Genomic DNA, 26785 nt, shown 5'->3' on the forward strand with positions numbered 1-26785 from the left:
GACCTAGCGCGCTCGCCGAGCCTTGCGCGCTGCCCGGTTGCGCGCCAGGACCCACCCGGTGATGCCGCCGATGAGGAACACGATGACGATGAGCAGCCACGTCGGAACCCGCAGCTGACCCCAGAGGACGAAGATCGTCGCCTGATCGTTGGCGACCCCGTTCTGCACCGCGATGACGACCAGCAGCACCACGAGCACGATGGCGAGCCACTTGCGCTTGAGGAAGCGCACGAATGCGCTGTCGTCCGCCGAATGCCCCGCTGCCCTGTCACTCATGCGGTCAGTATGGCGCGCGGCCCGCCGTCACGGACAGCACCACCTCACGGGAGGAGGCGGCCGCCCTCCAGCCGTAGCTCCCGGTCCACGAGGCCGGGCGGGACATCGGTGTGCGAGATCAGCAGCACAGTACGGCCGTCTTCGGCGGCGGTCTGCAGCACGTCGCGGACGACCGCGTTGCCGATGGCCGCATCCAGGTTGGCCGTCGGCTCGTCAACGACCAGGACCGGGAAGCCGGCGAGCAGGGCGCGCGCCAGCGCGATCCGCTGCGCCTGACCGCCGGAGACCAGCGCTCCGCGCTCGCCCACGGGAGCGGAGAGCCCACCGCGTGCGGCCGCCCAGTCGCGCAGGCCGACCCGTTCGAGTACCGCGAGGAGCTCGTCGTCGGTCGCGGTGTCGCGAGCGAACAGCAGGTTCTGCCGCAGGTCGGAGTCGAACAGGAACGGGCGCTGCTCGATCAGCCCGACGACCCGGCGCACATCGTCCTGGCGCAGGGAACACGTCGGCACGCCGTCGAGGCGGTACTCGCCGGCGTGGTCCAGGAGTCGCGTCAGGACGTGGGCGAGCGCTGTCTTGCCGGCGCCGGTCGGCCCGGTGAGCAGTACACGTTCACCGGGGTGGAGTCGCAGGGTGACCCCGCTGATGACCGGCGACGTCTCGCCCGGCCAGTGCGCGGACACGCCCTCGAGCCGAACCTCGGGAACATCCGATCGGACGACAGACGCCGCATCGGCAGCATCCACCGGGATCCCGTCGGGCACGCGGGATGGCACCGCGGAGGCGATCCGCTCGGCACTCGCGTGCACGCGCCGCAAGGCCCCGAACGCGGGAGGCACCGCGCCGAAGACCTCGAAGACCGCGAGCGGCAGGAGGGCGATCACCGCGAGTCCCGGACCGTCGATGGTCCCGGCGTCGAGGGCGGGGATGCTGACGAGGAGCCCCGCCACGGTGGCCGCGCCCGCAACAAGCGTTACCACGCCCGCGGTGACGCCGAGCCCCGCCGCCCGCGACCGGACGGCCGCCGTGAGCCGCTCGCTCGCCCTGCGCACCCGCTCCTGAGCCGCCGGCAGGGCGCCGTAGGCCGTGAGCACATCCACGTTGCCGATCAGGTCGTGGAGCGCATCGTTGAGTTCACCGCGCAGCGGGGCGACGCGTCGCTCGGCCGTCCCCGATGCCCACCGGTTCGCCACGATGCCCGCGACCAGAGCCGCCACCAACGCCCCCAGCAGGACCCCGCCCGCTGCCGGCTGGATGACGGTGACCGCGATCACGCTGGCGACGACGACGATTCCCGCGCTGACCAGCGGCTGGAGGACGCGGAGCGCGAGATCCTGCAGCTCGTCGACGTCGTCAGCGAGCCGGCTGAGCAGGTCGCCGGAGCGGACGCCACGCAGCCCGTCAGGCGCGAGCGGCTCCAGCCGCGCGTACAGCCGTGCCCGAACGGTCCCGAGCTGGCGAAAGGCGGCGTCGTGCCCCGCGAGCCGCTCCAGGTACCGGAAGAGCGCGCGACCCAGCGCGAAGGCGCGCACGCCGACGATTGCCATCGACAGGTACATCAGCGCGGGCTGTTCCGACGCACGGGTGATGAGCCACGCGGACACCCCGAGCAGCGCGACGGCACTGCTGCCGCCCAGGACACCGAACCCGATCGCTGCCCAGAGGCGGCCTGCCGGCGGGATCGCCAGACGCAGGATGCGGCGCACCTCGGCGCGATCGGCCGCGTCGGCCGGCTCCCCAGTATCCACCGCGGCGGCGCGTGCGATCGTCTCAGCGGACACTGGTCGCCACCTCCGTCGTGGCGTCGGTCAGAGCCGCGCCCTCAGCGGAGCCGTCCGGCTCGGCCCCGTCTCGCGCCGGGATCGTCAGCACGACGTCCGCCGCCTCGGCCACGGCCGCGCGGTGGCTGACCACCAGCACCGCAGCACCCTCCGCCGCCACGCGGCGCAACGACCGCAGCAGCTCCTGCTCGGTGGCGGCATCCAGCGCCGAGGTCGGCTCGTCGAGGACGACCACAGCGCAGCCGCGGGACCGCAGCCGGTACAAGGCGCGCGCGACGGCGATCCGTTGCGCCTGGCCTCCGGAGACCCCGACCCCTCCCGGGCCGAGGACCAGCTGAGGGTCGAGCTCCGGAGCCGCCGCCGCTCGGAGTGCGGTCACGATCCGTGATGCGTCGGCTGCTTCTCCCAACGCGACGTTCTCGGCGACGGTCCCGGCCGACAGCCCCGGGCGCTGGCCCGACCAGGCCACTGCGTCCCGGCGTCCGGCCGGATCGGACCGACCGCCGGCCTCCAGGCGTCCCGTCGCCGGCACGAAGCCGAGGAGAGCCCCGATCAGGCTGGACTTGCCCGCACCGCTGGGTGCCTGCAGCACGGCGAAGGTGCCGGGCGGGACGGCCGCGCTGAAGCGATCCACCACGCTCCGGCCGTCGTAGTCGATGTGCACGTCCTCGAACACGAGCCCGCCGCGATCGGAGGGCTGCGACGCAGCCGGGGTGTGCGCAACCGCCTCTGCACCCGGCTCTGCAACCGCCTCCGCCTCCGCCTCCGCCTCCTCGATGATCGCGAACGCATTCGCCGCCGCCTCGATCCCCTCGGCCGCCGCGTGATAGGCCGCGCCGACCTTCCGCAACGGCAGGAACGCCTCCGGTGCGAGCAGCAGCACGAACAGCCCGACCGAGAGGTCGAGCGACCCGCCGAGCAACCGCAACCCGATCGTCACCGCGATCACTGCGACGGACAGGCTGGCTGCGAGTTCCAGCACGAACCCCGAGAGGAACGACATCCGGAGCACGCGCATCGTGTGCACGCGGTACTCCTCGCTCACCCGGCGGATGCGCGCCTCCTGGCGGTGCTGCCGCCCGAACAGCTTGAGCGTCGCGAGCCCGGCGACGACGTCGAGGAAGCCGCTCGACAGCACGGACAGTGCCCGCCATTGCCGCTTCTGCGCCGCCTGCGTCGCCCAGCCGACCAGCACCATGAACAGCGGGATGAGCGGCAGAGTGACGATGAGGATGATCCCGCTCGTCAGATCCCGCCATCCGATGGTCAGAACGAGCAGCGGCGTCGCGACCGCCGTCGCGATCAGCTGCGGCAGGTAGGTGGCGAAGTAGCCGTCGAGCGCGTCCATCCCGTGCCCGGCCACCAGGGTGACCTCGGCCGAACGGCGGCGGGAGACCCATCCCGGTCCGAGGCGCCCGATGGCGGCGACCACGCGTTCGCGCACCTGGCCGACGACCCGGGCTCCCCCGCGCGCGGCGACCGCATCGACGGCCCACGTCAGCACCGCCCGCACCGCGACGACGACGGCCAGCACGGCCAGCGTGCCGCTCAGTGTCACCAGCGGCTCCCCCGCGATCGCCCGCACGATCACGTCGGTGACCAGCCAGGCGAACGCGACGATGGATGCGGTCTGCAGCAGCGCGAGCAGTCCCCCGGCGGCGAGGGTTCCGCGCGTCGCAGACGCGTAACGGAGGAGACGTGGATCGAGCGGGCGCATGTCAGGCCGTCACGGGGCGCCGCGGCTCGCCGTCCGCGGGCGTGGCGTCGCCGGGTTCCTGCGGGATGTGGTCACGCGTCACGCGCTTGCGGAAGATCCAGTAGGTCCAGCCCTGGTACACCAGGATCAGCGGCAGGGAGAAGCCGGCCACCCAGGTCATGATCGTCAGTGTCAGTTGCGAGCTGGACGCATTCGCGATCGTCAGGCTGTTCTCCGGGTTCGGCGACGACGGCATCACGTCGGGGAACAGCGCGGCGAACAGCGACACCACGGCGAGGGCGATGGTCGCCGCCATGAACCCGAACGACCAGCCCTCCAGCCCCCGCAGATTGGCGATCCACGAGGCGATCAAGGCCACCGCTGCGAACACCGCCAGGGCGAGGAACACCGGCGAGAAGTGCGACAGCGCCGTCCAGCCGAGGAAGGCCGCGGCCACCACGATGGCAGCGAGCCCCGAGCGCGTGGCGAGCCGCCGCGCCCGCAGGCGGAGGTCCCCGTCGGTCTTGAGCGAGATGAACACCACGCCGTGGGTGAAGAACAGCAGGAGGGTCGTCAGCCCGCCGAGCAGCGCATACCCGTTGAGCAGATCGAACAGGCTGCCGGTGTAGTCGTGGTTCGCATCCAGCGCCACGCCCTGCACGATGTTCGCGAACGCGACACCCCAGAGGAACGCCGGCACGGCCGAGCCGACGATGATCATCCCGTCGAACCACTTCTTCCAGCGCGCACCCGCGCGCTGGTGACGGTACTCGAAGGAGACGCCGCGCACGATGAGTGCGAGCAGGATCAGCAGCAGCGCCAGGTAGAAGCCGCTGAACAGCGTCGCGTACCACTCGGGGAAGGCCGCGAAGAGCGCGGCGCCGCCGACGATCACCCACGTCTCGTTGAGGTCCCACACCGGGCCGATGGTGTTGATCATCACGCGGCGGTCGACGTCGTCACGGCCGAGGAACGGCAGAGCCATCCCGACCCCGAAGTCGAAGCCGTCGAGCACGAAGTAGCCGACGAAGAAGAACGCGACGATTCCGAACCAGAGAACTGCGAGATCCATTGCCGTGCTCCTTCTAGTAGACCGTCGTGACGGGGATGGGCTCGCCCGCGTCGTCGAGGTGGGTCTCGACCGGCGCCGGGCCCTTCTGCGCCGCGCGCTTGATGAGCCGGAACTCGACCACCGCGAGCGTCCCGTAGATCGCCGTGAAGGCGATCAGCGAGATGAGCACCTCGAGGCCGCTGGTGCCGGGCGAGACGCCGTCGGCCGTCTTCATGAGACTGAAGACGATCCACGGCTGCCGTCCCATCTCGGTGAAGATCCAGCCCACGATCATCGCGAGGAGTGAGAGCGGCATCGCCCAGATGGCGATCTTCCACACCCAGGGGCGGGTGGGCAGCCGGCCCTTTCGCGTCAGCCACAGACCGACGACGGCGATGAGGATGTGCAGTGAGCCGAGGCCGATCATCCACCGGAACGCCCAGTAGGTGACCCAGATGATCGGGGTGTAGTCGCCCGGGCCGTACAGCTGCGAGTACTGCGCCTGCAGATCGTTGATGCCCTCGACGGTTCCCGTGAGGGTGTGCGTCGACAGGAACGACAGCAGGTACGGGATGCGGATCGAGAACAGCTCGTGGACACCGTCCGGCGTGCCGAGCGTGAAGATCGAGAAGGACGCATCCGCCCCGGTCGAGGTCTTGTACAGCGCTTCGGCGGCCGCCATCTTCATCGGCTGGGTCTCGACCATCGCGAGGCCGAGCTGGTCGCCGCTCAGGACGGTGCCGATGCCCGCGCCGACCATCAGCCAGAGGCCGAATTTCAGGGCCGGGCGCATCGTCTCCAGGTGCCGATTGCGCGAGAGGTGCCAGGCGGCGACCGCGATGATCAGGCCGGCCGAGACCATGAAGCAGCCGAAGATGGTGTGCGGGAACGCGGCAAGCGCCACCTTGTTGGTGAGGACCGCCCAGAGGTCGGTGAGCTCCGCGCGTCCCTTCGCCTGATTGAGGTGGTACCCGACCGGGTTCTGCATGAAGGCGTTCGCCGCGAGGATGAAGTAGGCCGACAGGATGCTGCCGACCGAGACGACCCAGATGGTGGCCAGATGCAGCCCCTTGGGGAGACGGTCCCAGCCGAAGATCCAGAGGCCGATGAACGTCGCCTCCAGGAAGAACGCGAGGAGCCCCTCCAGAGCGAGCGGGGCGCCGAAGATGTCGCCGACGAAGCGTGAGTAGTTCGACCAGTTCATGCCGAACTGGAACTCCTGGACGATGCCGGTGACCACTCCCATCGCGAAGTTGATGAGGAAGATTTTGCCGAAGAAGTGGGTGAGCTGCAGGTAGTGCGGCTTCGCGGTGCGGTACCAGGCCGTCTGGAAGATGGCGGTACAGGTGACCAGCCCAATGGTGAGGGGAACGAAGAGGAAGTGGTAGACCGTCGTGAGCCCGAACTGCCAGCGCGACAGCAGGAGCGGGTCCAGCAGTTCATTCACGTGCGTTCCTCCCGATCCGTTCTACGCAACGTAGAACTTCCACTTCTACAGAGTGTAGAACATTCCCAGCCTGTTCGCGCTACCCTTGATCTGTGGCGAATCTCGGAGAACTCGAGCGGGCGGTCATGGACGCTCTGTGGGACGGCGGCGCCCCCATCACGGCGGGCGAACTACGCGACAAGTTAGCGACGGAACGCCCGACAGGGAAGGCACCGGCGCTGACCACCATCCTCACCGTGCTCTCGCGCCTGGAGTCCAAAGGCTTCGTGGCACGCGACCGCGAGGCCCGCCCGCACCTCTATGTGGCCGCCCTCAGCCGGGCCGGACACGTCGCCGACCTCATGCGCGAAGTGCTGGAGTCCTCCTCCGACCGCACGGAGGCGCTCGCCTACTTCGTGGGCTCGGTCGACGAGTCCGAGGCCGCGATGCTGCGCCGCCTCCTCGACGCGCGCAGCGTGTGAGCACCGACCCCGTCGCTCCGCTCGCCGGGGCGATCTTCCTCGGAGCGCTCGCGATCGCCCTCGCCTGGCCGGTTCCGCTGCTGCTCGCCCGGGCGAAGTGGCCGTCGGCGGCCCCTGTGCTCGCGGTCGCGCTGTGGCAGTCGATCGCACTCGCGGGTGGCATCTCGATGATCGGCTCGCTGCTGCTCGCCGGACTGCTGCCCTTCGGCGACGACCTGTGGACGCGGATCCAGGGCGCTGCGGCCTCGCTGTTCCACGGGCCGCTGCCGCCCGAGGCCAGCCTGCTCAATGCCTTCCTGCTGAGTGCGGCGATCCTGCTGACCGCGCATCTCATCCTGAACCTCGCGCTCACCTCGGTGCGGAGCCGCAACCAGCGTCACCGGCACATGGAGCTGCTTCGGCTGCTCTCGTCGCCGCTGCCGGACGCCCCGAGCACCCGGGTCATCGAGCATCCCGCGCCCGCCGCCTACTGCCTGCCGGGCGCCCGTAGTGTGACGGTGCTGTCGGAGGGCATGATCGACCTGCTCTCGCCCGCAGAGCTCGACGCGGTCGTCGCCCACGAGCGCGCCCACCTGCGGCAGAAGCACCACCTGCTGCTGGACGCGTTCCGCTCGTGGAAGCGCTCGCTCCCCTGGTTCCCGATCGCCACCCGGGCGCAGGACGCCGTCGCCCTGCTGCTGGAGATGCTCAGCGATGACACGGCCCGGCGGACGAGCGGCGACGCCGTGCTGGCCGAGGCGATCCGCCGCGTCGACGAGACCGGCTCGGCCGGCGCGACCTTGGGTGCGCCGAAGGACCGGCGGACGCCCGAGCAGCGCCGGGCGGCACTCATGGCGCGGGAGGAGCGGCTGGTGCCGGGCGGCCGGACCGTCGGCCCCCTGCTGCGCTTCGCCGTCGTCGCAGCGACGGTGCTCCTCGTCGTCGTGCCGCCCCTCGTGATCCTCTTCTCGTAGCCCGGCTCCCCTGCTCCCTTCGCGAGATTTGCGCCAAATCGCGGTTCTGGCGGCTCCATAACCGCGATTTGGCGCAAATCTCGCGGATGGGGTGCGCGGGACACGAAAGCGGCGGCCCCGAGTCGGGACCGCCGCTTCAGCGAGCAGGATGGAGCATTACTTGATGGGGTGCTCCTGCAGCCACTTCTTGGCGACCGCGTCGGGCTGCGTCTTGCTGTCGCCCTGGTTCTCGCCGTTCATGACGATCAGGTCGTCGGTGGTGAGCTCCTTGGAGACCTTGTTGAGGACCTCCTTGACCTTGTCCGACGCCTTCGAGCTGTTGATCAGCGGCACGATGTTCTGCGCGGCGATCAGGTTCTTCGGGTCCTTCAGGGTGACGAAGCCGTTGTCCTTGATCGCCGGGGTCGTCGTGTAGATGTCGGCCAGCTGCACGTCGCCGTTCTTCAGCGCCGCGACGGTCAGCGGGCCGCCGGAGTCGCTGATCGGCTTGAGCGTCGCGGTGACGCCGTACGCCGACTTCAGGCCCGGGATGCCGTAAGGCCGCGTCGCGAACTCGGGGTTCGCGCCCACCGTCAGCGGGTCGGTGACCTTCTTGAGGTCATCGAGGCTCGTGACGCCGTTCTTCTCGGAGAACTCCTTGGTGACGTTGTAGGAGTCGGCGTCCTGCGCCTCCGACTGCTCGAGCACCTCGTAGCCCTTCGGCAGTGCCTTCTGCAGCCCGGCGATCACGTCCTCGCTCGAGGTCGCGGTGCTGTTCTTGTCATAGAACTGGAGCAGGTTGCCGCTGTACTCGGGGATGAGGTCGATGGAGCCGTCCTGCAGCGCCTTCAGGTAGACGTCGCGCTGGCCGATGCTCGGCTTGTACGACACCTTGACGCCGTTGGCCGCCAGAGCCTGGCCGTAGATCTGCATGAGGATCTCGGACTCGCCGAACGCGGCCGAGCCGACCGTGACGGTGTCGGAGGACGAGGTGGCCTTGTCGCTGCTGAACGCGCCGCCACCGGATGAGCAGGCACTGAGCGCGACGAGCGCTCCAGCGGCGAGGACGCCGGCCGCGATGCGGCTCTTCTTGGATGCGAACATGATTTCTCTTCTCTTGGGTTTCCCGCGGGTGACGGGGTTCTCTCGGTTTGCGTAGGGAGGGAAGAACGGATGGGTCAGATGGTGGGCGCGCTCTCGGTGACCGCGGCACGCTCGCGCCGGGAGTCGCCCTCGGTCGTGTCGCGCACGCGCCCGGCGAGGACGCCGCGCGGCACGACGAGGCGCTGGACGATGGCGAACAGCCCGTCGGACACCAGCGCCAGCGCGACGACGATGATCGAGCCGCCGAGGATCTCGGGATAGTTCTGCACGGCGATGCCGTCGAACAGGAAGCGGCCGAGGCCGCCCACGGGCAGGATCGCGGCGACGGTCCAGGTGGCGATCACCTGCAGAGCGCCCGAGCGGATGCCGCCGATCACGAGCGGCAGTGCCAGCGGGAGTTCCACCTTGGCGAACACCTGCCAGCCGGTCATGCCGATGGCTCGCGCTGCATCGATCGGCGCCCGGTCGACCGACTCCAGCCCGGAGTAGGCGCCGGCCAGGATGGGCGGGATGGCGAGAATCGTCAGCGCGATCAGCGGAGGCACGATCGTCAGGTTCGTCGTGATCAGGGCCAGGTAGACGACGAGCCCCAGGGTCGGGAGCGCGCGCAGGGCACCGGACACACCGACGGCGAGCCCGCGGAACCGCCCCGAGTGCCCGATGGCGAAGCCGATCGGCAGAGCGATGATCGCCGCGAGCAGCAGCGTCAGCAGCGAGTACACGATGTGCTCGCCGAGCCGGACCGGGATGCCGCTCGGGCCCGACCAGTTCGCGGGATCGAGGAGCCAGCCGAAGGCGGCGACGATGTCGGTCATGCGCCGGTCACCGCCCTCATGGCCGCGCGGCGGCTCAACCGGTTCGACCGCCGGTCGGAGCGCGCCCAGGGCATCAGCAGGCGGCCGAGCCCCACCAGGACCAGGTCGAAGACCAGGGCCACCACCATGATCAGGATGATGCCCACCGCCACCTCTTCGGTGTACGACCGGTTGAGGCCGTCGGTGAACAGCTGACCGAGGTTCGGCACACCGAGCAGCGCGCCGACGCTGACGAGGCTGACCGTGCTCACGGAGACGACGCGGAGGCCCGCGAGCAGCACGGGCCCTGCGAGCGGGAGCTCGACCGCCCAGAACCGCCCCCAGCCGGAGAACCCGACAGCCGTCGCCGACTGCAGCACATCACCCGGCACCGAGGCCAGTGCGTCGGCGACCGTACGCACCATCAGCGCGACCGCATAGATGCTCAGCGCGATGACCACGTTCACCGGGGACAGGATCTGCGTGCCGATGATCGCCGGCATGGCGAAGAACAGCGGCAGCGAGGGGATCGTGTACAGGATGCCGCCGATCGTCAGCAGCACGCCCCTGCTCAACCGGTAGCGGTTCGCCACCCAGCCGATCGGCAGCGCAACGATGAATCCGATGACGATCGGAAGCGCCGCCAGCCAGACGTGGGAGACCGTGAGATTCCAGACCTGGTCGAAGTTCGACCACAGAAAGCTCACGACGCGTCCTCACCCTGCGCCGGAGCACCCGCGACCGAAACGGTCGCGGCCTTTGCCTCGGAGGAACGGCCCGCGCCGAGCGGCGCGCCCGTAAGAACGCCCGCGGGGCGCCCGTCGCTGTCGACGAGCACCGAACCAGTCGGCGTCTCCTCGACGTGCAGGGCGCGGCGGCCGCGGTCGGCGCCGACGAACGACGCGACGAAGTCGTCGGCCGGGTTCGCCAGGATCTCGGCCGGAGTCCCCTTCTGGGCGACGATGCCGCCCTTCCGGAAGATGACGACCTGGTCGCCGAGCTTGAACGCTTCGTCGATGTCGTGCGTGACGAATACCACGGTCTTGTCGAGATCGCGCTGCAGGTGCAGCAGCTCGTTCTGGAGGTCGTCGCGGACGATCGGGTCGACCGCGCCGAAGGGCTCGTCCATGAGCAGGATGTTCGGGTCGACGGCGAGCCCGCGAGCGACGCCGACGCGCTGCTGCTGGCCACCGGAGAGCTGGCTCGGGTACCGGTCGGCGAGCGAGCGCTCCAGGCCCACCGTGTCCATCAGTTCGAGCGCACGCTCGCGCGCATCCTTCTTCTTCACGCCCTTGAGCAACGGCACGGTGGCGATGTTGTCGACCACCTTCCGGTGCGGCAGGAGGCCGGAGTTCTGCATGACGTACCCGATCGACCGGCGCAACGCCACCGGCTTCAGCGCCAGCACGTCTTCACCGTCGATCTCGATGTGCCCGGAGGTCGGGTCGACCATCCGGTTGATCATGCGCAGGATGGTCGTCTTGCCGCTGCCCGAGGAGCCGACGAGCACCGTGATCTTGCGCGACGGAATGACGAGCGAGAAGTCGTCAACCGCCAGCGTCCCGTCCGGGAAACGCTTCGTGACATCGCGGAACTCGATCACGAGAGCACTCCCGCGGTGCGGGTCGCCATGCGGCTGGCTGTGTTCGGGGCGTCGCGCGGGGGCACGGAGAGTGAGGCAACCATCACACTCAGCCAAACAGCAGAGCGCCGATTTGGCAATGAGTTGCGACGAATCGTGACGTTCAGGGTCGGTCTCATGCCGGCCCCCCTTCATTCGGTGTCGGTGCCGTCCGGTGGCATCGCACTCTGTTCGGAGCGCAACGCCGTGTGGATGGCAACCTGCCACCGACCACCGACATTCCCGGGAAGGACGGTCAGTTCTTCGAGCCGAAGCGCCGTTCGAGGTACTCGCGAGCCACGGTCCTGGCCTCCGAGATGTACCGCTCGTCCCCTTCGGGATCTTCGACGAAAGCCCGGTTGATCAGCGAGTCCATGATCTCGACGACCACTTCGAGCCGGAATGCGAGGTCTTCACCGGCCGGCAGGCCGTACTCGTCGGAGAGGATCCGTGCGAACTGCTGGGCGAACCCCGCGTCGCGGACCACCTCCTCCTCCGGGACGCCCGCCCGCTCGGCGTCGGCGAAACGGATGATGCGGAACCCGCGCTCGGTGCGGAACATGTCGACGAAGGCGTCGATGGCCGCCTCCACCGCGTTCCACCAGTGCTCCGGCGCCTGGGCGTGGATCGCCGCGACGACCGAGTGCCGGTAGCGCAGCAGGGCCCGGTCGCGCAACGCCTGCAGCAGCACGATGCGGTCCGGGAAGTAGCGGTAGACGGTGCCGATGGATGCGCCGGCGCGCTCCGCGACCATGGCCGTGGTGAGCCGGTCGAAGCCGATCTCATCGACCACTTCGGCGGCCGCGTCGAGCAGCGCGTCGATGCGCGCGGCGCTGCGCTCCTGGATGGGCTCCGTGCGGACGAGTGGCGCTCCGACGGGGCTCTGTCCGGCGACCAGATCGTTGATGGGCACGAGGGCGACTCCTTCTTTCAGTCGGATAATACGGTGCTGCGGGTCCCCAGCCCGGCGACGTGCATCCGTCGCACTGACCCGATCATATTCGTGGAAACCTCACTTCCGCTGGGGATTAGGTTGAGACGCGCCGCAGAAAAGTCCCCCAGATCTGGGGGATGCATTCGCATGGACCTTCACTCCATGAGAAAATGGATCAGATGACCTCCCCCGACCCAGGACCCGAGAAGGTCTCCGGCGACCCCGTCAGCCGCCGCAACGCAGCCGTCGAGCCGATCATGCACCGGGCCGCCCGCATCGAGGACGCCTTCCACGAATTCCGGGCACGTCGCGGGCGCAAGCGCGGCTTGCTGGCGACCGTCGTGCCGTACGCCGGCTACGGCGCGCCCAGCTGGGCGCGCATCCTGGGCCGGGTCGTGCTCGCGAAGGATCCGCGGCCGGGCAGCCGGGCCGAGCGGCTCCACCGCAAGCGCGAGGAGTCGGTCCGCGGCTGGCGGTCGTTCGTCAGCGTCCCGCTCGCCCAGACTCGCGTCACCGTCGAGATCGAGGGCGACCTCCACGAAGTGACCACCGACCGCGGGGGTGTCATCGACACGGTCATCCCCGTGCAGCTCACTCCCGGCTGGCACACCGTCCGGCTGTCCACCTCGGAATCGACGCGCGTGTTCGAAGCCCCGATCTTCATCGTCGACCCGAAGGCCAGCTTCGGGGTCGTCTCGGACGTGGACGACACCGTGATGGTCACCGCGCTCCCCCGGCCCTTCCTCGCCGCGTGGAACACGTTCGTCCTCGACGAGCACGCCCGCGTGCCCACCCCCGGCATGGCGGTGCTCCTGGAGCGTCTCGCGGCGGCGCATCCCGGAGCACCTGTCGTCTACCTCTCGACCGGTGCCTGGAACGTGGCCCCGACGCTGACGCGCTTCCTCTCGCGCAACCTGTTCCCGGCCGGGCCCCTGCTGCTCACCGACTGGGGACCGACGCACGACCGGTTGTTCCGGAGCGGACGCGAGCACAAGCGCACGAGCCTCGAACGGCTCGCGCAGGAGTTCCCCGGCGTGAAGTGGCTGCTGATCGGCGACGACGGACAGCACGACGAAGACCTGTATGGCGAGTTCACGGTCGAGCACCCGGACAGTGTCACCGCCGTGGCCATCCGCCAGCTGTCCAGCGGCGAGGCGGTGCTCGCCGGTGGCCGCTCGAAGGCCGACAAGCACAGCGAGCTGTCCGGCACGCCCTGGGTCTACGCTCCGGACGGCGCCGGTCTCAGCGAGCAGCTCACGAAGCTGGGGCTGGTCTAGCCGCGCCCGGGCGAGTGGATGCGCCGTGTCGGCGGTCCCTGCCAGGCTTGACCGCATGACCGTCTCCCGCGCCGTCCGCGCCAGCAGAAGCGACCTGTTGCGGATGCGACGGCTGGCCCAGGCGATCGACGGCCCGCACGAGCCCGATCCGGCGGCGGCCGGGCGCCGGCTGCTCGCGCTGCAAGGGCAGGACTTCGCGGCGGGATGCTGGGCCCTCGCGGTCCGCACCACGGGCGCGACCCTGAGCGACGTGCTGGCCGACCTCGACGCCGGCCGCATCATCCGCTCATGGCCGATGCGGGGAACGCTCCATTTCGTTCCGCCGGAAGACCTGCGCTGGATGCTGTCGGTGACGATGGACCGGATGGTCGCGAGCCTGGGCCGCCGCCAGCAGCAGCTCGGCCTCGAGGCCGCCGACTTCGAGCGCGCAGCAGAGGTGGTCACTGCGACGCTGACCGGAGGCGGGAGCATCGGCCGTGCCGACCTGATGGCGGTCTGGGAGGCGGCCGGGATCGCGACGACGGGTCAGCGCGGCTACCACCTGATCTACTTCCTGGCGCAGACCGGACTTCTGTGCTGGGGCCCGGTCGTGCGATCGGCCAACGGCAACCCGACCCAGGCGCTGGTGCTGCTCGACGAGTGGGCGCCCGCTCCGCCTGCACTCGATGCGGACGAGGCGGTGGCGCAGTTCCTGCTGCGCTACCTGACCGGGCACGGCCCGGCGACGGTGCGCGACTTCGTCTGGTGGACGAAAGGCACCGTCGCGGGGGCCAAGACCGCTCTGGCCGTCCTCGGCGACGCCGTCACGTCCATCGAGACGGACGGGGTGGAGTACCTGGTCACCAGAGAACTGGCCGACCGGGCCGCAGCGACTCCGGCGACCCGTGCCGAGAAGGATGCGGTGCATCTGCTGCCTGCCTTCGACGAGTACCTGCTCGGCTACCAGGACCGATCGCCGATCCTCGACGACGAGCACTTCGAACTGATCGTGCCGGGCAATAACGGTATCTTCCAGCCCCTCATCGTCGCGGGCGGCCGCGTCGTCGGCACTTGGCGCCGCGAGGGCACGAAGGTCGTGCCCGTGCCGTTCGCGCCGCTGTCCGCGGCGCGAGAGCGGCGGCTGCAGCGGGCCGCGACGGCGTACGCCCGCTACGCCGGGTAGCGTTGAGGGGTGGCACGCACCAGCTCGACCCGCCGCCGACTCCCCGCCGGCATCGCACTGCCCGCCACCATCCGGGCCAGCACGCGCGCCCCGTTCCTCCAGGTGGTGAAGACCGCGGTCGCGATGGTCGCAGCGTGGGGACTCGCGAGCGTATTCGTCCACGGCGAGCTGCCGATCTTCGCCACGATCGCGGCGCTCCTCGTGGTGCAGCCGAGCGTCAACCAGTCGGTGGGGCGTGCGATCGAACGCTCCCTCGGGGTGATCGGAGGCGTGGTGGTCGCCTACCTGATCGGCTTGGCGTTCGGCACCAATAGCTGGATCGTCCTGCTGGCCGTCGTCGTGTCCGTTCTTCTCGCCTGGGCGCTCCGGCTCGCGCCCGGGACCGCGAATCAGGTGCCCATCACCGCCATGCTCGTGCTCGCGATCGGAGCGTCCGACCCGCAATACGCGCTCGCCCGGATCATCGAGACGATTCTCGGGGCGGCCGTCGGTGTCGTCGTCAACGTGGCGATCGTCCCTCCGGTGCTCACCGCCCCGGCGCGGCAATCGGTGGTGGCGCTCGGGATGGAGACGGCTGCGACTCTGGACCGCCTTGCGGACGCCCTCGGGGCGAACCAGACGCGGGCCGAGCTGGATGCGCTGCTGATCGAGGCGCGGCTGTTGCGTCCGATGGAGGCGAAGGCGCAGACGGCGCTGAACGCCGCGGACGAGAGCCTCTCGCTGAATCCCCGGCAGCGGACCCATCGCGCCCACCTCGAGCGCGACCTGCACCTGTTCGACAGCCTGCGGCCCCTCATCAACCGGACACTCGGCATGACCCGGGCGTTCCACGACCACTACGACGACAGCCTCGCCGCCGAGCCGACCATCCACGCTATCGCGGACGAACTCCATCGCGCCGCCCACGATCTGCGGTTGCTCGCGAGCGACCCCGACGAGCCGATCAGCGAGCAGGGCGACGAGTCGGCGGGCGTGCCGGTCCTGACAGCCCCGCTGACCGTCGCCACGCCGGACCCCCGGCACTGGGTGCTCATCGGGTCGCTCGTCGAGGACCTCCGCCGCATCCACGTCGAGATCGCGGGCGACGACGCCTCGACCGCCTGACCGGGCGAGGCGTCTGCCCGCTTGCGGTCAGGCGGTCAGCTCGGCGATCGCCTCGGCGCTCGGAAGCGTCCGCCGGTCGCCGGTGCGCCGGTTCCACAGCTCGACCTCGCCGTCGGCGGCACCGCGGCCCACCACCAGGACACGCGGAACACCGATCAGCTCGGCATCGCCGAACTTGACGCCGGGCGACACCTTCGGGCGGTCGTCGTACAGCACATCGAGACGGGCGTCTTCTAGCTGCGCCACGATCTCCTCGGCAACCTCGTAGGCGATCGCATCGCGACCGGCGGCGACGACGTGGACGTCGAAGGGCGCGACGGATTCCGGCCAGACGAGACCACGGTCGTCGTTGTTCTCCTCCGCGATGATCGCCAGGATGCGCGTGACGCCGATGCCGTACGAGCCCATCGTGACGGTGACCAGCTTGCCGTTCTCGTCGAGGACCTTGAGCCCGAGAGCATCCGCGTACTTGCGGCCGAGCTGGAAGACGTGCCCGATCTCCATGCCGCGCGCGAGCTCCACCGGGCCCGACCCGTCGGGTGCCTCGTCGCCGGGCTTCACCTCGGCGGTCTCCACGACGCCGTCCCAGGTGAAATCGCGGCCGGCGACCAGGCCGAAGACGTGCTTGCCCTCGACGTTCGCACCGGTGATCCAGCCCGAGCCGTCGACGACCCGCGGGTCGACCAGGTAGCGGATGCCCGTCGCGGACGTCTCGCCGAGCACCGCTCCCTCGGGCGACCACGGCCCGATGTAACCCTTGACGAGTCCAGGGTGCTTCGCGAAGTCGGTGTCGCCTGCGGCCTCCACCTCGGCGGGGGCGAAAGCGACCTCGGCGCGCTTCATGTCGACCTCGCGGTCACCGGGCAGGCCGACGATGACCAGCTCGCGGGTGCCGTCGAGCTGCGTCAGCGCGAGGACCACGTTCTTCAGCGTGTCGGCAGCGGTCCAGGCGCGCCCGTCCGGACGCGGGTGCTTTTCGTTCGCGACGTCGACGAGCGACTGGATGGTCGGCGAGCCCGGCGTGTCGAGCACCTCGGGCGGGGTGAGCTTCTCGTAGGAGCGCGCGGGCGGAGGGGTCGTGGTGAACGCCTCCACGTTCGCCGCATACCCGCCGGGCGAGCGGACGAAGGTGTCCTCTCCGACAGGAGTCGGGTGGAGGAACTCCTCCGACCGCGACCCTCCCATCGCCCCGGCGTCGGCTTGGACGATGACGTAGGACAGCCCGAGCCGCGTGAAGATCCGCTCGTAGGCGTCGCGCTGCGCCATGTAGCTCGCCTCGAGTCCTGCGTCCGTGTAGTCGAACGAGTACGCGTCCTTCATCGTGAACTCGCGGCCGCGGAGGAGTCCGGCACGCGGACGAGCCTCGTCGCGGTACTTGTCCTGGATCTGGAAGATGGTCAGCGGAAGGTCCTTGTACGACGAGTACAGATCTTTCACGAGCAGCGTGAAGACCTCCTCGTGCGTGGGCGCGAGGAGGTAGTCGGCGCCCTTGCGGTCCTGCAGGCGGAAGAGTCCCTCGCCGTACTCGTCCCAGCGGCCCGTCACCTCGTACGGCTCCCGAGGAAGCAGCGCGGGGAAGTGCACCTCGTGCGCTCCTGCGGCGGCCATCTCTTCGCGGATGATCCGTTCGATCTTCTGTTTGACCCGTAGCCCCAGCGGCAGCCACGCGAAGATGCCCGGAGCCTGGCGCCGGATGTAACCGGCGCGGACCAGCAGGCGGTGGCTGGTGACCTCGGCGTCGGAGGGGTCTTCACGAAGGGTGCGGAGGAAGTAGTTGCTCAAGCGAGTAGGCACCGTTCCATGTTAATGGGCCGGGGCTAGGGTGGGCGGCATGGCCGACCGCCGGACCCGCGTCTCCGACTCCCCCGCCGCTGCGCCCCTGGCTGCCTCCCTGGCGGCGCTTCGCCGCGAACTGAACCTGCCGGACGGCTTCCCCCCGGAGGTCGAGGCTGAGGCGGAGGCTATTGCCTCCCGACCGCCGCTGCCCGAGGCGGACCTCACGGATGTGCCGTTCCTGACCATCGATCCGGCGGGATCCACCGACCTCGACCAGGCCCTCCACCTCTCGCGCACCCCGGACGGCTTCCGCGTGCTGTACGCGATCGCCGACGTTCCGGCGCTCGTGACGCCGGGCGGCGCCGTCGACGGAGAGGCGCGGCGCCGCGGCCAGACGATCTACGCGCCGGATGGCCGCGTCCCGCTGCACCCTGCTGCCATCGGCGAGAACGCGGGCTCGCTGCTGCCGGGCGTGGTGCGGGGCGCGTTCGTCTGGGACATCACGCTCGACGCCGGCGGTCGCCAGACCGCCGCGCGGGTGACGCGTGCGCGCATCCGGTCTCGCCGCCAGTGGAGCTGCGCCGAGGCCCAGGCCGCGCTCGACGACGGGTCCGCGCCGCCCGAGCTCGCCCTGTTGCGCGAGGTCGGCCCTGCGCGCATCGCGTGCGAGCGGGAACGCGGGGGCGCGAGCCTCAACACGCCGGACGAAGAAGTGGTCGTCCGGGACGGCACCTACGCTCTCGAACGACGGGCCTCCCTCCCCGTGGAGGAGTGGAACGCCCAGCTCTCGCTCCTCGCCGGCATGGCCGCGGCGAGCCTGATGCTGGAGGCTCGGATCGGCATCCTGCGCACCATGCCCGCTCCGAGCGACGACGCGTTCACCGCGTTCCGGACGCAGACGGTCGCGCTCGGGCTCCCCTGGAGCGAGACGATGCCCTACGGCGAATACCTGCGGACGCTCGACCCGGCCCACCCGCGGGCCGCGGCCGTGCTGCAGGCGGCCACCGCGCTGTTCCGGGGCGCCGGCTACGTCGTCTTTGACGGCACGGTGCCCGAAGACCCGCAGCAGGCCGCGATCGCGGCGCCGTACGCGCACGTCACCGCGCCGCTCCGCCGCCTCGCCGACCGCTGGGCGCTCGTCATCTGCGAGGCCCTGTGCGCCGGACGGCGGCCGGTCCCCGCCTGGGCGCGGGACTCGCTCGGCGAGCTCCCGTCGATCATGGGGGCGTCGTCCCGGCTCGCGGCCCAGGTGGATGCGGGAGCCGTGGATCGGGTGGAGGCAGCGCTGCTCAGCTCCCGGATCGGCGTCGAGCTCGACGCGACGGTGCTGGCCGTACGCAACGGAACCGTGCTCGTCCAGCTCGACGATCCGGCGGTGAGCGCGTCGGCGCCGCGGGCCGACGGGGTCAGCCCCGGCGACCGCGTGCGCCTGCGGGTGACCGCCGCCGACATCCAGACCGGGCGCGTCGCCTTCGAACCGGTCGGTCCCTGAGGAGGAACCGGCCGACCGGGGTCAGTGCGCGCCGACGGTGACCGACGGCTCGCCGGACGTGGTGTCGCCCATCTCTTCGGCCAGGCGGTTCGCCTCGGCGATCAGCGTCGCGACGATCTCCGACTCCGGAACCGTCTTGATGACCTCGCCCTTGACGAAGATCTGGCCCTTGCCGTTGCCGCTCGCGACGCCGAGGTCGGCCTCGCGGGCCTCGCCCGGGCCGTTCACGACGCAGCCCATGACCGCGACGCGAAGCGGGACGCTCATGCCCTGCAGGCCCTCGGTCACGCTGTCGGCCAGCGAGTAGACGTCGACCTGCGCCCGCCCGCAGCTCGGGCAGGAGACGATCTCGAGCTTGCGCTCGCGGAGGTTCAGCGACTGCAGGATCTGCAGGCCGACCTTCACTTCTTCGGCCGGCGGAGCGGACAGCGAGACGCGGATGGTGTCGCCGATCCCCTCACCGAGCAGGATGCCGAACGCGGTCGCCGACTTGATCGTGCCCTGGAACGCGGGGCCGGCCTCCGTCACACCGAGGTGGAGCGGCCAGTCGCCGCGCTCTGCGAGCATCCGGTACGCCTTCACCATCACGACCGGGTCGTTGTGCTTGACGGAGATCTTGAAGTCGTGGAAGTCGTGCTCCTCGAACAGGCTGGCCTCCCACACCGCAGACTCGACGAGGGCTTCCGGCGTCGCCTTGCCGTACTTCTCGAGCAGGCGGCGGTCGAGCGAGCCCGCGTTGACGCCGATCCGCAGGGAGACATCGGCCGCCTTCGCACGCCGGGCGATCTCGGCGACCTGGTCGTCGAATTTGCGGATGTTGCCGGGGTTCACGCGCACTGCCGCACACCCGGCGTCGATCGCCGCGTAGACGTAGTTCGGCTGGAAGTGGATGTCGGCGATCACCGGGATCTGGCTCTTCTTGGCGATGATCGGGAGCGCCTCCGCGTCGTCCCGGCTCGGGACGGCGACGCGGACGATGTCGCAGCCGGAGGCGGTCAGCTCGGCGATCTGCTGCAGCGTGGCGTTGATGTTCGTGGTCGGTGTCGTGGTCATCGACTGGACGCTGACGGGTGCGTCGCCACCGACCAGCACCTTGCCCACACGGATCTGGCGGGACTTGCGACGGGGGGCGAGAGTTTCGGGGACCTTGGGCATCCCCAGATTGATTGCTGCCACGTCCCCAATCCTACGCGGCTGCGTGGGAGGCGGCTGGGTACTGGCCGCAGGCCGGCCGCACGTGCACTATCCGAACAGATTGACCGGCTTCACGATGTCCGCGTACATCAGCAGCACGCTCATCCCGCCCAGCAGGATCACGACAGCGAACGTGAGCGGCATGAGCTTCGCCATGTCGACGGGACCCGGGTCGCGCCGCCGGAAGATCTTCGCGGTCGTGCGTCGCAGACCCTCCCAGAGCGCGCCGGCGATGTGTCCGCCGTCGAGCGGCAGCAGCGGGACGAGGTTGAACACGAACAGGGCGATGTTCAGCGAGGCGAGCATCCCGATCATCGTGTAGACCTTGTCCACTGCGGGAACCCCGTCGAGCGCCGTCAGCTCGCCGGCGGCTCGGCCGATCCCGACCACGCTGATCGGGCCGTTGGGATCGCGCGGGGCGGAGCCGAACGCCGCGTTCCACACGTCGACCATCCGCTGCGGGAGGTGGACGAACACGTTCACGACCGCCCCGGTCTGGGCGCCCACGGCGGGAAGAACGGCGGTGGGCGGTTGCGGCACCAGTTTCGTGACCGGCCCGATCCCGACGAAGCCGACGGTGAGCGTCTCGATGTCGCCGGCGGCGTTCTTGACGACGGTTCCGTTGGCGGAGGTCTTCGCCACCTTGTTGATCACCGGCGTGAGCTGGACCGTGCGCTGCTCGCCGTCCCGGCTGAGCACCACCGTGAGCGTCTGACCCGCGGCCTTCCGGATGATCGCGGTGGACTGCGCCCAAGACGAGATCTTCGTGCCGTCGATGCTGACGATGGTATCGCCCGGCTTCAGCCCTGCCGCGGCCGCAGGACCCTGCGTCGCGTCCGCCGGGCAAGTCTGGCTCGTGCTGGTCGCGGGGAGCACGCACTGGCTGACCGACGCGACCGTGGTGGAGCTCTGCGGTGCGCCGAAGCCCATCAGCAGCACGCCGAACAGGAGCACGCCGATGAGGAGGTTCATGAACGGGCCGCCGAACATGATGACGATGCGCTTCCAGACCGGGAGCCGGTAGAAGGTCCGGTCCTCCTCGCCGACCGCGACCGTCTCCGAGCTCGCCGTGCGCGCATCCTGAGCCATCTGCTGCATGAAGCCGGTCGTCGCGTTGCGCCCGCGGCCGCCGGCCTTGCCGGGCGGGAACATCCCGATCATCGAGATGTAGCCGCCGAGCGGGATGGCCTTCACGCCGTACTCGGTCTCGCCGCGCCGGAACGAGAACAGCGTCCTGCCGAAGCCGATCATGTACTGGGTGACCTTGACGCCGAACAGCTTGGCCGGGACGAGGTGGCCGATCTCATGCAGCGCGATCGACAGAGCGACGCCGATCAGGATGATGACGACGCCCAGCACGAAGAGGAGCACGGATTCCACGGGTTCAGGCTAGCGGTGCGCGCCTTGGAACGGACCGCGAAGCGGCTCCGCGAACCCTATGCGCCGGCTGTCAGCGTGCAGCGATCAGCCGGCGCGGATGATCGCGTCGGCCTTCGCCCGGGCCCACTGCTCGGCGTGGGCCAGCGACTCGCGCGTCAATTCGCCCGACGGGACGTGCGCGTCGACCACCCGCTCCACCGTTCCGAGGATGTCGAGGTAACCGATCGCTCCGGCGTGGAATGCGGCGACCGCCTGCTCGTTCGCCGCATTGAAGACGGCGGGATAGGTCCCCGCCGCCATCCCGACGCGTTTCGCCAGTGCCACAGCCGGGAACGCCTCGCCGTCGAGCGGCTCGAACGTCCACGTGTGCGCCGCGGTCCAGTCGAGTGGCGTCCCCACCTCGGGCACGCGGTCGGGCCAGCCGAGCCCGAGCGAGATCGGGAGGCGCATGTCCGGAGGCGACGCCTGGGCGATCGTGGAGCCGTCGACGAACTCGACCATCGAGTGGATGACGGACTGCGGATGCACCGTGACGTCGATCCGGTCGTAGGGCACGTCGAACAGCAGGTGCGCCTCGATGACCTCCAGCCCCTTGTTCACGAGGGTCGAGGAGTTCGTGGTGACGACGAGACCCATGTCCCAGGTGGGATGCGCGAGCGCCTGCTCCGGGGTGACATCCTTCAGCGACGCGCGCGAACGGCCACGAAACGGACCGCCCGACGCCGTGAGGACGAGACGACGGACCTCCTCCCGGGTGCCTGAGCGGAGCGCCTGCGCGATCGCCGAGTGCTCGGAGTCGACCGGGACGATCTGGCCCGGCGCGGCGGCCCGCTTGACCAGGGTGCCGCCGACGATCAGCGACTCCTTGTTGGCCAGCGCGAGCATCGCACCGGACTCGAGGGCCGCAAGGGTCGGGCCGAGGCCGACCGAGCCGGTGATGCCGTTGAGCACCACATCCGCCTCGACGGAGCGGACCAGCAGCTCGGAGTCGGCCGCGCCGAGGGCGGTGTCGACCACGCCGAAGCGCTCTGCCTGCGCCGCGAGCTCATCGGCGTTCCGTCCGGCGCTCAGCCCGACGACGCGGAAGCGGTCGGGGTTCGCCGCGATGACGTCGAGGGCCTGCGTCCCGATGGAGCCGGTGGACCCGAGGATGATGACTCTGCGCACGAGGCCATCGTACGCACGCCGGTCAGGAGAGGCGGCCGAGGGCCTCCTCGAGCACGGTGGCCGCGTCGTCGATCAGCTCCTCGCTGATGACGACCGACGGGAGCAGGCGCAGGACGCTGTCCCAGCTGCCCGCATCCAGCGGGATGACCCCGTTGCTCGTGGCGTGCTCCAGCACCGCCTTCAGAGCCTCCGGGTTCGGCGTCCTGGTGCCCGGCTTGATGAGCTCGACGCCGAACATCGCGCCCTTGCCACGCACCTCGCCCACCACCGGAAAGCGGTCGGCCCAGTCGCCGATGCGGGCCCACAGAGCTTTCTCGACCCGGCGGGCCTCGCCGAGCAGGTCCTCGTCCTCGAACGCCTGGAACACCGCCAGTGCCGCCGCGGTCGAGACCGGGTTGCCGCCGAAGGTGCCGCCGATCCCGCCGGGCTGGACCGCGTCCATGATCTCGGCCCGTCCGGTGACCGCTGCGAGCGGGAAGCCGCCGGCGATCCCCTTGGCGCTCGTGACGAGGTCCGGGACGACCCCGTGGTGCTCGATCGAGTACCACGTGCCGGTGCGGCCGATTCCGGCCTGGATCTCGTCGGCCACGAACACGATGCCGTTCTCGGCGCAGAACTCGGCGAGGCGCGCGAAGTAGCCGGGCGCCGGGATGATGATGCCGCCGTCGCCCTGGATCGGCTCGACGAACAGGGCCGCCAGCTCGGTGGCGCCGATGTGGGTGCGGATGTAGTCGATCGTGCGCTCCGCCGCCTCCTCGCCGGTCATCCCCTCGGGGTCGCGGAACGGGTAGCTGATCGGGAGGCTGTAGATCTCACCGGGGAACGGTCCCATCCCGGCGCGCTCCGGCCAGGGGCGGTACGTCATCGCCATGGTGAGGTTGGTGCGGCCGTGGAAGGCGTGGTCGAGAGTGGCGATGGCCCGGCGACCGGTGTACTTGCGGGCGATCTTGACCGCGTTCTCCACCGCCTCGGCGCCGGAGTTCACCAGGATGCTGTGCTTCTCGAAGTCTCCTGGGGTGATCTCGGCCAGCTTCTCGGCCACCGCGACGTAGTTCTCGTACGGGGTCACGGTGAACAGCGTGTGGGTCAGCTTCGAGGCCTGCTCGGCCGCCGCGGCGGCGACGGCCGGGTGGGCGTGACCGATCGTGGTGACGCCGATGCCGCAGCCGAGGTCGATGAGCCGGTTGCCGTCCACATCCACGAGGATCGCGCCCGAGCCGGACTCCATGTAGATGTTCGCCAGCGTGCCCGCTCCGCGGCTCACCGTCGCGAGACGGCGTCGCTGCAGTTCGACCGAGCGCGGGCCGGGCAGCTCGGTGACGAGGTGGCGGGACTGGGGCACGGAGAATTCACGGGTCATGGTCTCCATCGTAGGCGGCCGCTTTCAGCCCACCCATGACCTGCTGTCAGGTTCGTCGGAGGCGGATAGGGCAGGATTGATGACCGTGCGTACCTCTCTCAAGGCCCTGACCGCCACCGCGTCCGCGGCCCTCCTCGTCGCCGGTCTCGCGGCGTGCAGCTCGGCCGAGCCGTCCTCCACGTCCACCCCCGCCGCCGGCGCCTGCCAGAACGTGAAGCCGGGCGACACCTCCAAGTCGGTGAAGGTGTCGGGCGACTTCGGCACCGACCCGACCGTGAAGTTCACGGCGCCGCTCAAGGTCAGCGGAACGGAGCGGTCGGTGGTCATCACCGGCAAGGGCGAGAAGACCACCGCAGGCGAGACGCTGGGCCTGGGCCTGGCCGCCTACAACGGCACGACGGGCAAGGCGATCGCTCCCTCCGAGGGCTACGGCACGGGCTCCCCCGTCACCGCGAAGATCGACGACAAGACCTTCCTCCCCGGTTTCGTGCGGGCGGCGGAGTGCCTCCCGGTGGGTTCGCGCGCGGTCCTGACCACCACGGCGGAAGGCGCCTTCGGGCAGTCGTACCAGCAGCTGGGCGTCAAGAAGACCGACCCGGTCGTGATCGTCACCGACATCCGCAGCGTCCCCGCGACGCGCGCCACCGGCAAGCCGGTCGCTCCGACGGCCGGACTCCCGACGGTCAAGCTCAACGCCAAGACGGGCGAGCCGACCATCACGATCCCGAAGGGCGCCGAGCCGCCGACCGAGACCACGATCGCCACGCTCAAGCAGGGCGACGGAGAGACCGTCCAGCCCGGCGACACCGTCACGGTCCAGTACAAGGGCGTCCTGTGGCGCGACGGCTCGACCTTCGACGCCAGCTGGAGCCGCGGCACGCCCGCCTCGTTCCAGACCACCGGCGTCGTCGCCGGCTTCAAGAAGGCGCTCGAAGGCCAGAAGGTCGGCTCGCAGGTGCTCGCCGTGATCCCGCCGGCCGACGGCTACGGTTCCGCGGGTAACGGCGACATCAAGGGGACCGACACGATCGTCTTCGTGGTCGACATCCTCTCCACCACGCGCTAGGACCTGCCGTGCGGCTCCCCCGCCTGCGCCTGGTCGCCGCGGCCTCCGCCGTGGCGGCCGGGCTCGCGCTGGTGCCGGCCGCGGCCGTCGCCGAATCCCCGGTGCCGTTCTACCCCGGCTACATCATCAGCGACGACAGCTTCTACAATCCGGACGCGATGACGGCCGGGCAGATCCAGAGCTTCCTCGACGACCGGTCGTGCCATCCCAAGGACGCGTCGCCGTGCCTCGCTGATTTCCGCATGGACTCCCCCGCACAGCCGGCGTCGGAGGATCGCTGCTCCGCCATGCCCTCGCGGAAGAACGAGCGCGCCAGCAGCATCATCGCCCGGGTCGCCCGGGCCTGCACCGTGAGTCCGCGCGTGCTGCTGGTGCTGCTCCAGAAGGAGCAGTCGCTGCTCACGGCGCCGAGCGCCTCCGGGTACCAGAAGGCGACCGGCTACGCCTGCCCGGACACCGCCGCGTGCGACACGCGCTATTTCGGGTTCTTCAACCAGGTGTACCGGGCGGCGTGGCAGTTCCGCGAGTACACCGTCCACCCCGCCGACTGGCGCTACAAGGTGGGCGGGAACAGCATCCAGTACCACCCGGATGCGGCGTGCGGGGCGGGCACGGTGACGATTCTCAACCAGGCGACGGCGAACCTGTACAACTACACGCCCTACCAGCCGAACGAGCAGACGCTGAAGGCGCCGAAGGGGCCGGGCGACGGGTGCTCGGCTTACGGCAACCTCAACTTCTCGCGGCTGTACAGCGCGTGGTTCGGCTCGCCGCTCGCGGTCCGGTACACCGGGTTCGTCGACGGCTGCCTGATCTACACGGGCGGCTTCGGATGCCGCCAGGGCTCGCCGCTCCAGCCGTGACCCGCGGTATGCCCGATCCGGCATATGCCGCCGCCTAGCCTCGTATGGTGAGCATCGATGACGCTGAGGATGATGCCGCCGAGGTCCAGAGGCCCGGCCCGCTGTACTTCCTCGGCCGCGCGCTCATGGCTCCCGTTCTGAAGCTGGTCTACCGGCCGCGGGTCATCGGCAAGCGCAATGTGCCGAAGCACGGCAAGGTCATCCTCGCCAGCAACCACCTGTCGTTCATCGATTCCGTCGTCATCCCGATGACGGCTCCACGGCGCGTGCAGTTCCTGGCGAAATCCAGTTACTTCGAGGGCACCGGCGTGAAGGGACGCATCTCCCGCGACTTCTTCACCGCCATCGGCGCGGTCGGCGTCAAGCGCGGCGCGGGCGCTGCTGCTCAGGAGGCTCTGGAGCAGTCCCGCAGGATCATCGACACCGGCGCGGCGTTCGCGGTGTATCCGGAGGGGACGCGATCCCTCGACGGGCGCCTCTACAAAGGACGCACCGGCGTCGGCTGGCTCGCACTCACCACCGGCGCGGTCGTCGTACCGGTGGGGCTCGTCGGCACCGACCGCATGCAGCCCGTCGGAGCGAAATTCCCGAAGCCGTACCGGATCACGGTGACCTTCGGCGAGCCGATCGACGTCTCGCGGTTCGGCTCCGCCGACTCGGGGCGGGCGCGTCGCCAGGCCACCGACACGATCATGTCCGCCATTCACGGCCTCACCGGCCAGGAACTGGCGAACGCGTACAACGAGACACCGCCCGCGAATACCGTCGAGCGCGTGAAGCGCGCGTTCCGTCCCGAGCGCTTCTAGTCGCGCCGCCGGGGTGCGCGATTTGGCGCAAATCTGGCGCAGGC

24 protein-coding genes are annotated in these 26785 nt (G+C 70.0%); 9 read left to right on the forward strand and 15 right to left on the reverse strand.

All coding sequences use genetic code 11. The features are described 5' to 3' along the window. Window positions 1–3: 3 nt before the first annotated feature. Genes P3F85_RS07700 through P3F85_RS07720 form a run of 5 tightly spaced genes read right to left on the reverse strand, consistent with a single transcriptional unit; the run spans window position 4 to window position 6248 of the window. On the reverse strand, window positions 4–276 hold the full coding sequence (locus P3F85_RS07700; protein WP_374010650.1) for a DUF1049 domain-containing protein: 273 nt from the start codon (window positions 274–276) through the stop codon (window positions 4–6). A gap of 44 nt (window positions 277–320) precedes the next feature. Then, on the reverse strand, window positions 321–2021 hold the full coding sequence (cydC, locus tag P3F85_RS07705) for a thiol reductant ABC exporter subunit CydC (RefSeq protein WP_374010895.1): 1701 nt from the start codon (window positions 2019–2021) through the stop codon (window positions 321–323). Window positions 2022–2043: 22 nt separating this feature from the next. Next, complete coding sequence (cydD, locus tag P3F85_RS07710) at window positions 2044–3771, reverse strand: thiol reductant ABC exporter subunit CydD (protein ID WP_374010651.1); 1728 nt, start codon at window positions 3769–3771, stop codon at window positions 2044–2046. A gap of 1 nt (window position 3772) precedes the next feature. After that, the gene (gene cydB / locus P3F85_RS07715; RefSeq protein WP_374010652.1) at window positions 3773–4822 is read right to left on the reverse strand and encodes a cytochrome d ubiquinol oxidase subunit II; all 1050 of its coding nucleotides are present in this window, start codon (window positions 4820–4822) and stop codon (window positions 3773–3775) included. Window positions 4823–4835: 13 nt separating this feature from the next. Beyond that, window positions 4836–6248, reverse strand: a complete 1413-nt coding sequence (locus tag P3F85_RS07720; protein ID WP_374010653.1) for a cytochrome ubiquinol oxidase subunit I — start codon at window positions 6246–6248, stop codon at window positions 4836–4838. 92 nt (window positions 6249–6340) lie between these two features. Between P3F85_RS07720 and P3F85_RS07725 the strand changes: the two genes are divergently transcribed. After that, window positions 6341–6709 (forward strand): BlaI/MecI/CopY family transcriptional regulator, encoded by a 369-nt coding sequence (locus P3F85_RS07725; RefSeq protein WP_374010654.1) that lies wholly within the window; start codon window positions 6341–6343, stop codon window positions 6707–6709. Next, a complete protein-coding gene (locus P3F85_RS07730; protein ID WP_374010655.1) occupies window positions 6706–7662 on the forward strand; it encodes a M56 family metallopeptidase in 957 nt (318 codons plus the stop codon). The genes P3F85_RS07725 and P3F85_RS07730 overlap by 4 nt, the downstream gene beginning before the upstream one ends. Window positions 7663–7818: 156 nt before the next feature. Here the strand turns inward: P3F85_RS07730 and P3F85_RS07735 are convergent, their stop codons facing one another. The 5 genes from P3F85_RS07735 to P3F85_RS07755 all read right to left on the reverse strand — a co-directional run bounded on the left by P3F85_RS07735 (window position 7819) and on the right by P3F85_RS07755 (window position 12073). Then, window positions 7819–8745 carry an ABC transporter substrate-binding protein gene (locus P3F85_RS07735; protein WP_374010656.1) on the reverse strand — a complete coding sequence of 309 codons (927 nt, stop codon included), beginning with the start codon at window positions 8743–8745 and terminating at the stop codon, window positions 7819–7821. 74 nt (window positions 8746–8819) lie between these two features. Then, window positions 8820–9560, reverse strand: a complete 741-nt coding sequence (locus P3F85_RS07740; RefSeq protein ID WP_374010657.1) for an ABC transporter permease — start codon at window positions 9558–9560, stop codon at window positions 8820–8822. Then, entirely contained in the window at window positions 9557–10246 is a 690-nt protein-coding gene (locus P3F85_RS07745) for an ABC transporter permease (protein ID WP_374010658.1), read from the reverse strand. Before P3F85_RS07745 ends, P3F85_RS07740 begins: the two co-directional genes overlap by 4 nt. After that, window positions 10243–11142, reverse strand: a complete 900-nt coding sequence (locus tag P3F85_RS07750) for an ABC transporter ATP-binding protein (RefSeq protein WP_374010659.1) — start codon at window positions 11140–11142, stop codon at window positions 10243–10245. The genes P3F85_RS07745 and P3F85_RS07750 overlap by 4 nt, the downstream gene beginning before the upstream one ends. 274 nt (window positions 11143–11416) lie before the next feature. Then, the gene (locus P3F85_RS07755) at window positions 11417–12073 is read right to left on the reverse strand and encodes a TetR/AcrR family transcriptional regulator (protein WP_374010660.1); all 657 of its coding nucleotides are present in this window, start codon (window positions 12071–12073) and stop codon (window positions 11417–11419) included. 200 nt (window positions 12074–12273) lie between these two features. On the opposite strand from P3F85_RS07755, the gene P3F85_RS07760 reads away from it, so the two are divergent. The 3 genes from P3F85_RS07760 to P3F85_RS07770 are packed head-to-tail and all read left to right on the forward strand — an operon-like array spanning window position 12274 to window position 15637. Then, window positions 12274–13371, forward strand: a complete 1098-nt coding sequence (locus P3F85_RS07760) for an App1 family protein (protein WP_374010661.1) — start codon at window positions 12274–12276, stop codon at window positions 13369–13371. Window positions 13372–13426: 55 nt separating this feature from the next. Beyond that, on the forward strand, window positions 13427–14533 hold the full coding sequence (locus P3F85_RS07765; protein ID WP_374010662.1) for a winged helix DNA-binding domain-containing protein: 1107 nt from the start codon (window positions 13427–13429) through the stop codon (window positions 14531–14533). 9 nt (window positions 14534–14542) lie between these two features. Continuing rightward, on the forward strand, window positions 14543–15637 hold the full coding sequence (locus P3F85_RS07770) for an aromatic acid exporter family protein (RefSeq protein ID WP_374010663.1): 1095 nt from the start codon (window positions 14543–14545) through the stop codon (window positions 15635–15637). A 27-nt stretch (window positions 15638–15664) separates the two neighbouring features. Here P3F85_RS07770 and P3F85_RS07775 read toward each other — a convergent pair whose 3' ends face one another. After that, window positions 15665–17431: a proline--tRNA ligase gene (locus tag P3F85_RS07775; RefSeq protein WP_374010664.1), complete on the reverse strand. Its 1767-nt coding sequence runs from the start codon at window positions 17429–17431 to the stop codon at window positions 15665–15667. A 37-nt stretch (window positions 17432–17468) separates the two neighbouring features. Here P3F85_RS07775 and P3F85_RS07780 point away from each other — a divergent pair, with 37 nt between their 5' ends. Next, the gene (locus P3F85_RS07780) at window positions 17469–18905 is read left to right on the forward strand and encodes an RNB domain-containing ribonuclease (protein WP_374010665.1); all 1437 of its coding nucleotides are present in this window, start codon (window positions 17469–17471) and stop codon (window positions 18903–18905) included. Between the two features lie 21 nt (window positions 18906–18926). Here the strand turns inward: P3F85_RS07780 and ispG are convergent, their stop codons facing one another. The 4 genes from ispG to P3F85_RS07800 form a co-directional block, all read right to left on the reverse strand. Next, complete coding sequence (gene ispG / locus P3F85_RS07785; protein WP_374010896.1) at window positions 18927–20060, reverse strand: flavodoxin-dependent (E)-4-hydroxy-3-methylbut-2-enyl-diphosphate synthase; 1134 nt, start codon at window positions 20058–20060, stop codon at window positions 18927–18929. 87 nt (window positions 20061–20147) lie between these two features. Then, window positions 20148–21479: an RIP metalloprotease gene (locus P3F85_RS07790; RefSeq protein ID WP_374010666.1), complete on the reverse strand. Its 1332-nt coding sequence runs from the start codon at window positions 21477–21479 to the stop codon at window positions 20148–20150. Window positions 21480–21563: 84 nt separating this feature from the next. After that, the gene (locus P3F85_RS07795) at window positions 21564–22646 is read right to left on the reverse strand and encodes a 1-deoxy-D-xylulose-5-phosphate reductoisomerase (RefSeq protein ID WP_374010667.1); all 1083 of its coding nucleotides are present in this window, start codon (window positions 22644–22646) and stop codon (window positions 21564–21566) included. A 22-nt stretch (window positions 22647–22668) separates the two neighbouring features. Continuing rightward, entirely contained in the window at window positions 22669–24015 is a 1347-nt protein-coding gene (locus P3F85_RS07800; RefSeq protein ID WP_374010668.1) for an aminotransferase class III-fold pyridoxal phosphate-dependent enzyme, read from the reverse strand. Window positions 24016–24085: 70 nt separating this feature from the next. On the opposite strand from P3F85_RS07800, the gene P3F85_RS07805 reads away from it, so the two are divergent. From P3F85_RS07805 to P3F85_RS07815, 3 genes are read left to right on the forward strand one after another with little or no spacing between them, the layout of a single operon-like run. Beyond that, window positions 24086–25072, forward strand: coding sequence for an FKBP-type peptidyl-prolyl cis-trans isomerase (locus tag P3F85_RS07805; RefSeq protein ID WP_374010669.1), 987 nt, complete (start codon window positions 24086–24088; stop codon window positions 25070–25072). Window positions 25073–25080: 8 nt separating this feature from the next. Continuing rightward, entirely contained in the window at window positions 25081–25935 is an 855-nt protein-coding gene (locus P3F85_RS07810) for a hypothetical protein (RefSeq protein WP_374010670.1), read from the forward strand. A 44-nt stretch (window positions 25936–25979) separates the two neighbouring features. Then, the gene (locus P3F85_RS07815) at window positions 25980–26741 is read left to right on the forward strand and encodes a lysophospholipid acyltransferase family protein (RefSeq protein ID WP_374010671.1); all 762 of its coding nucleotides are present in this window, start codon (window positions 25980–25982) and stop codon (window positions 26739–26741) included. Window positions 26742–26785: the final 44 nt, after the last annotated feature.

This window comes from Leifsonia sp. T36S-04 (assembly GCF_042465655.1).
Taxonomy (GTDB): domain Bacteria; phylum Actinomycetota; class Actinomycetes; order Actinomycetales; family Microbacteriaceae; genus Leifsonia.

What these genes read in the sequence shown, in the direction of transcription:
- P3F85_RS07700 (WP_374010650.1), bottom strand. Translation starts at nt 276, where the DNA reads ATGAGTGACAGGGCAGCGGGGCATTCGGCGGACGACAGCGCATTCGTG.
- cydD (WP_374010651.1), bottom strand. Translation starts at nt 3,771, where the DNA reads ATGCGCCCGCTCGATCCACGTCTCCTCCGTTACGCGTCTGCGACGCGC.
- cydB (WP_374010652.1), bottom strand. Translation starts at nt 4,822, where the DNA reads ATGGATCTCGCAGTTCTCTGGTTCGGAATCGTCGCGTTCTTCTTCGTC.
- P3F85_RS07735 (WP_374010656.1), bottom strand. Translation starts at nt 8,745, where the DNA reads ATGTTCGCATCCAAGAAGAGCCGCATCGCGGCCGGCGTCCTCGCCGCT.
- P3F85_RS07740 (WP_374010657.1), bottom strand. Translation starts at nt 9,560, where the DNA reads ATGACCGACATCGTCGCCGCCTTCGGCTGGCTCCTCGATCCCGCGAAC.
- P3F85_RS07760 (WP_374010661.1), top strand. Translation starts at nt 12,274, where the DNA reads ATGACCTCCCCCGACCCAGGACCCGAGAAGGTCTCCGGCGACCCCGTC.
- P3F85_RS07765 (WP_374010662.1), top strand. Translation starts at nt 13,427, where the DNA reads ATGACCGTCTCCCGCGCCGTCCGCGCCAGCAGAAGCGACCTGTTGCGG.
- P3F85_RS07780 (WP_374010665.1), top strand. Translation starts at nt 17,469, where the DNA reads ATGGCCGACCGCCGGACCCGCGTCTCCGACTCCCCCGCCGCTGCGCCC.
- ispG (WP_374010896.1), bottom strand. Translation starts at nt 20,060, where the DNA reads ATGCCCAAGGTCCCCGAAACTCTCGCCCCCCGTCGCAAGTCCCGCCAG.
- P3F85_RS07800 (WP_374010668.1), bottom strand. Translation starts at nt 24,015, where the DNA reads ATGGAGACCATGACCCGTGAATTCTCCGTGCCCCAGTCCCGCCACCTC.
- P3F85_RS07805 (WP_374010669.1), top strand. Translation starts at nt 24,086, where the DNA reads ATGACCGTGCGTACCTCTCTCAAGGCCCTGACCGCCACCGCGTCCGCG.
- P3F85_RS07815 (WP_374010671.1), top strand. Translation starts at nt 25,980, where the DNA reads ATGGTGAGCATCGATGACGCTGAGGATGATGCCGCCGAGGTCCAGAGG.